This window comes from Frankia sp. CeTa3Moorea (genome assembly GCF_978021225.1).
Window position 1 is genome coordinate 1 of record NZ_CDXDOR010000258.1, and the last position, 3,768, is coordinate 3,768.

Consider the following 3,768-nt stretch of genomic DNA (forward strand, 5'->3'; position numbering starts at 1 on the left):
CCCATAAGGACGGCCCCGTCACGCTGGTCCAGGCCACTCGGCCGGCTGGAACTCGGCCGGCTCCTGCCCGGCCGGGCCGATATCGAGAGCATGCGCCGCCAGCCAGGCCGTGACCTGCTCGCGGGGATGACCGTTGCGGTGGTCGCGCTGCCGCTCGCGCTGGGGTTCGGGGTCTCCTCCGGCCTCGGCGCGACCGCCGGGCTGGTAACGGCGATCGTGGCGGGTGCTCTCGCAGCGGTCTTCGGGGGGTCGAACCTGCAGGTGTCCGGGCCGACCGGCGCGATGACCGCCGTGCTCGTGCCGATCGTGCACCGGCACGGGCCGGCCGGTGTGCTGACCGTCGGGCTGCTCGCCGGGATAATCCTGCTCGCACTCGCAGTCCTGCGGGTCGGCCGCTCCGTGCGATATGTGCCGGCGCCCGTGGTGGAGGGATTTACCGTCGGCATCGCCGCGGTGATCTTCCTTCAGCAGGTTCCCCCGGCCCTGGGAGTACGCGCCCGGAACGGTGACCGGGTGACCGGCGTGGCCTGGGCGGCTGTAGCCGACTTCGTCCACCGGCCGCACTGGCTCGCACTCGCGCTTGCCGTCGGCGTCGCGGCGACGATGCTGGTCGGCGCCCGGCTGCGGCCCACGGTCCCGTTCTCGCTGCTCGCCGTGGCCCTCGCGACGGCCCTCGTCACGGCCCGCGGGTGGGACGTCACGACCCTCGGCGCGATCCCCGCCACCCTGCCCGGTCCCTCGCTCGGCTTCCTCGATATCACCGCGATCCCGACGCTCGCCACGGCCGCCGTCGCCGTGGCCGCGCTCGCCGCCCTGGAGAGCCTGCTCTCGGCCAGTGTCGCCGACGGGATGACCGTCGGCCAGAACCACGACCCCGACCGGGAGCTGTTCGGCCAAGGGCTGGCCAACCTTGCCGTCCCGCTGTTCGGCGGGGTGCCCGCCACCGGCGCGATCGCCCGCACCGCGGTCAACGTCCGCTCGGGTGCCTCGTCCCGGCTCGCCGCCCTCGCGCACGCCGTGGTCCTGGCCGGGGTGATGCTCGCCGCCGCCCCCCTGGTCGCGCGCATCCCGCTCGCCGCGCTCGCCGGTGTTCTGCTCGCCACGGCGGTGCGGATGGTCGAGGTCTCCTCGTTGCGCACCCTCGGCCGTGCGTCACACTCCGATGCCCTGGTCATGGCGCTGACCGCCGGGGCGACCCTTACGCTCGACCTCGTCATCGCTGTCGTCCTCGGCCTCACGGTCACCGGCGCCCTCGCCCTGCGCGCGATCGCCCGAACCGCGCGGGTCGAGGAGGTGCCACTGGACCCTGGCGATCATCACGATTCCGAACACGCGCTGCTCGCCGAGCACATCGTCGCCTACCGTATCGACGGCCCCCTGTTCTTCGCCGCCGCCCACCGCTTCCTGCTGGAGCTCACCGAGGTGGCCGACGTCGAGATCCTCATCCTCCGGCTGTCCCGGGTCAGCGCCGTCGACGGCACCGGCGCCCTCGTCCTGCGCGACGTCATCGACCGGCTCGAACACCGCGGCGTCAAGGTGTATGTGTCAGGGCTGCGACCCGAGCACGCCAAAGCGGTGGCCGCCGTCGGTCTGGTGGACCGGCTGCGCGGCCAGGGACGCCTGTTCGGCTCCACCCCGTCGGCCATCCAGGCCGCCCGGGACCATCTCCACCACACCGGCGCCCTGGCTGCCGTCCCCACCTGAGCCCGCGCGACCTGAGCCGGCGCGGCGTCAGCCGCGGTCGCGCGGCTCGCAACGCAGCTCGCCCCGCAGGGGACTCTGGTCCCACCGACCGGAGGCGGCGATCGACATGACGGATGTGCCCCAGGCAGGAATCGGACCTGCGGCCTACCGCTTAGGAGGCGGTCGCTCTATCCACTGAGCTACTGGGGCCGGCGAGGGACATCGAGTCTGGCTCGTGCAACAGATCATACGGGGTCGCGGAGCGGCCGGCCCGGGGGACACCATGGATCCCGATCGGCAGGGCATCCGCACACCGTCCACAGCCCGCCGACACGCTCGATCTACTGCGACGACCGATTATTACCGAAGGCTCATGACAGCCATCGAGGACCGTGGCCGCCCGGCACTGTGTACCGGCACGGCGCGGCGCGATCAGCCGAACTGCTCGGCCATCTCGACGAGTTCCTTGCATTTCGGACAGATCGGGAAACGCGAGGGATCCCGCACCGGTTCGAACTTGTAGCCGCACAACGCCGTAACCCGGCCACCCTCGATGGACGCACGAACGATCTCCTCACGACGGGCGTAGTGAGAGTGATCGTCACCTTCGTCCGTCTGGGTGTTCGATGTCTCGGGCGCGATCTGAGTCGTGCTCATGGCGTCAAGTCTAGTGCCGCGGGCGCCGATGCCGGCCCTGGGTGCAAGCCCGCGCGCGGGACGGGTGCCGCACGAGGACACGCCGCCGGACCGAAGCCATGGAACACGTCGTGGAACACCGACCCCGGTCCGCGGGAAGGGGGCGACGGGACATCGAAACCGGCCGGCCGGCATGGCCTTCGGGGGGCAGATGGCTCTTGTGACTCCCGGAGGGGGCGTACCCTGGATAAGGACGAAGGAGACCGGTGACTGGATTGATCGACAGTACCGAAATGTACCTCCGAACCCTGTACGAGCTGAGGGAGGAGGGCATCCCCCCGCTGCGCGCGCGTCTGGTGGAGCGCCTGCATGTCAGCGCGCCGGCCGCGAGCGAGTCGACGGCTCGCCTGGCCAACGAGGGGCTGGTGTCCCTCGCCGACGACCGGACCGTGCAGTTCACGGAGAAGGGCCTGCTGCGGGCCACCGCCGTCATGCGCAAGCACCGTTTGGCCGAGCTGCTGCTCACGAAAGTCATTGGGTTGGACTGGGCGCTGGTACACAACGAGGCCTGCCGGTGGGAGCATGTAATCTCCGACGAGGTCGAGGCGCGCCTCACCGTCCTGCTCGGCGATCCAAAGCGCTGCCCGTTCGGTAACGAGATCCCGCCTTCCCGGCAGCACCACACCACGGCGCGGCCGACCTCCGCCCCGGTGAGCCTACTGGCGTCGGCCGACCTCGCATCGTCCGGCGGTGGCAGGCCGGTCACGGTGAGCTGGATCTCCGAGCGGTTGCAGACGGACGAAAGCATCATGCGCCGGCTTCAGGACGCCGCGATCGTCCCCGGCGCGCAGATCACGCCGGGCTCCCGCGGCAACCTGATCCACATCGTCACCCCCAACGGCCAGACCGACGCGGAGATCAGCCGTAGCACCGCGGCTCTCGTCTACGTCGACCGCTGACCCATCGACCGCTGACCCGTCGCCCACGGCACCGTCGCCGTCGCCGTCCTGATCGCTTCCGCCGACGGCCGATGGTGTCACGCTCCCGGCCGCACGCCCCCCCGGAAGCTCGACCACCAGATCTTCTCCACCCTGACCACCTCCCCGGTCCGCGGAGCGTGGATCATCTTCCCGCCCCCGATATAGATCCCGACATGATCAAGATTGGCATAGAAGAAGACGAGATCACCGGGAATGAGGCCCGCCCGGTCCACGCGGCGCCCCTCATTCCATTGTGATCCGGTGTAGTGGCTCAGCGAGACCCCGGCCTTCCCCCAGACCCACTGCGTCAGGCCCGAGCAGTCGAAAGACTTCGGCCCCGCCGCGGCCCACACGTAGGGCTTGCCCAGCTGGGCGTATGCCTCCTGCACCGCGCGCGACGCGCCACCGCCGCCCGTCGGCGGGGCCGAAGTCTTTCGACTGCTCGGGCCTGACGCAGTGGGTCTGGGGG

4 protein-coding genes and 1 tRNA gene are annotated in these 3,768 nt (G+C 70.8%); 2 read left to right on the forward strand and 3 right to left on the reverse strand.

Annotated features, from left to right (window positions below):
• On the forward strand, positions 1-1,704 hold a 1,704-nt coding region (locus AC08OV_RS23880; protein WP_476615999.1), incomplete at its 5' end, for a SulP family inorganic anion transporter.
• A 116-nt stretch (positions 1,705-1,820) separates the two neighbouring features.
• Here AC08OV_RS23880 and AC08OV_RS23885 read toward each other — a convergent pair.
• A tRNA-Arg gene (locus AC08OV_RS23885) sits at positions 1,821-1,893 on the reverse strand.
• A 222-nt stretch (positions 1,894-2,115) separates the two neighbouring features.
• Positions 2,116-2,340, reverse strand: coding sequence for a DUF3039 domain-containing protein (locus AC08OV_RS23890; RefSeq protein ID WP_023839854.1), 225 nt, complete (start codon positions 2,338-2,340; stop codon positions 2,116-2,118).
• A gap of 245 nt (positions 2,341-2,585) precedes the next feature.
• On the opposite strand from AC08OV_RS23890, the gene AC08OV_RS23895 reads away from it, so the two are divergent.
• Entirely contained in the window at positions 2,586-3,278 is a 693-nt protein-coding gene (locus AC08OV_RS23895) for a metal-dependent transcriptional regulator (protein WP_476615998.1), read from the forward strand.
• A 77-nt stretch (positions 3,279-3,355) separates the two neighbouring features.
• Here AC08OV_RS23895 and AC08OV_RS23900 read toward each other — a convergent pair.
• A partial coding sequence (locus AC08OV_RS23900; protein ID WP_476620360.1) for a C40 family peptidase occupies positions 3,356-3,768 on the reverse strand: 413 nt, incomplete at its 5' end.

Excerpts from the sequence above, each read along its gene's own strand:
- AC08OV_RS23890 (WP_023839854.1), bottom strand. The coding sequence starts at position 2,340 with ATGAGCACGACTCAGATCGCGCCCGAGACATCGAACACCCAGACGGAC.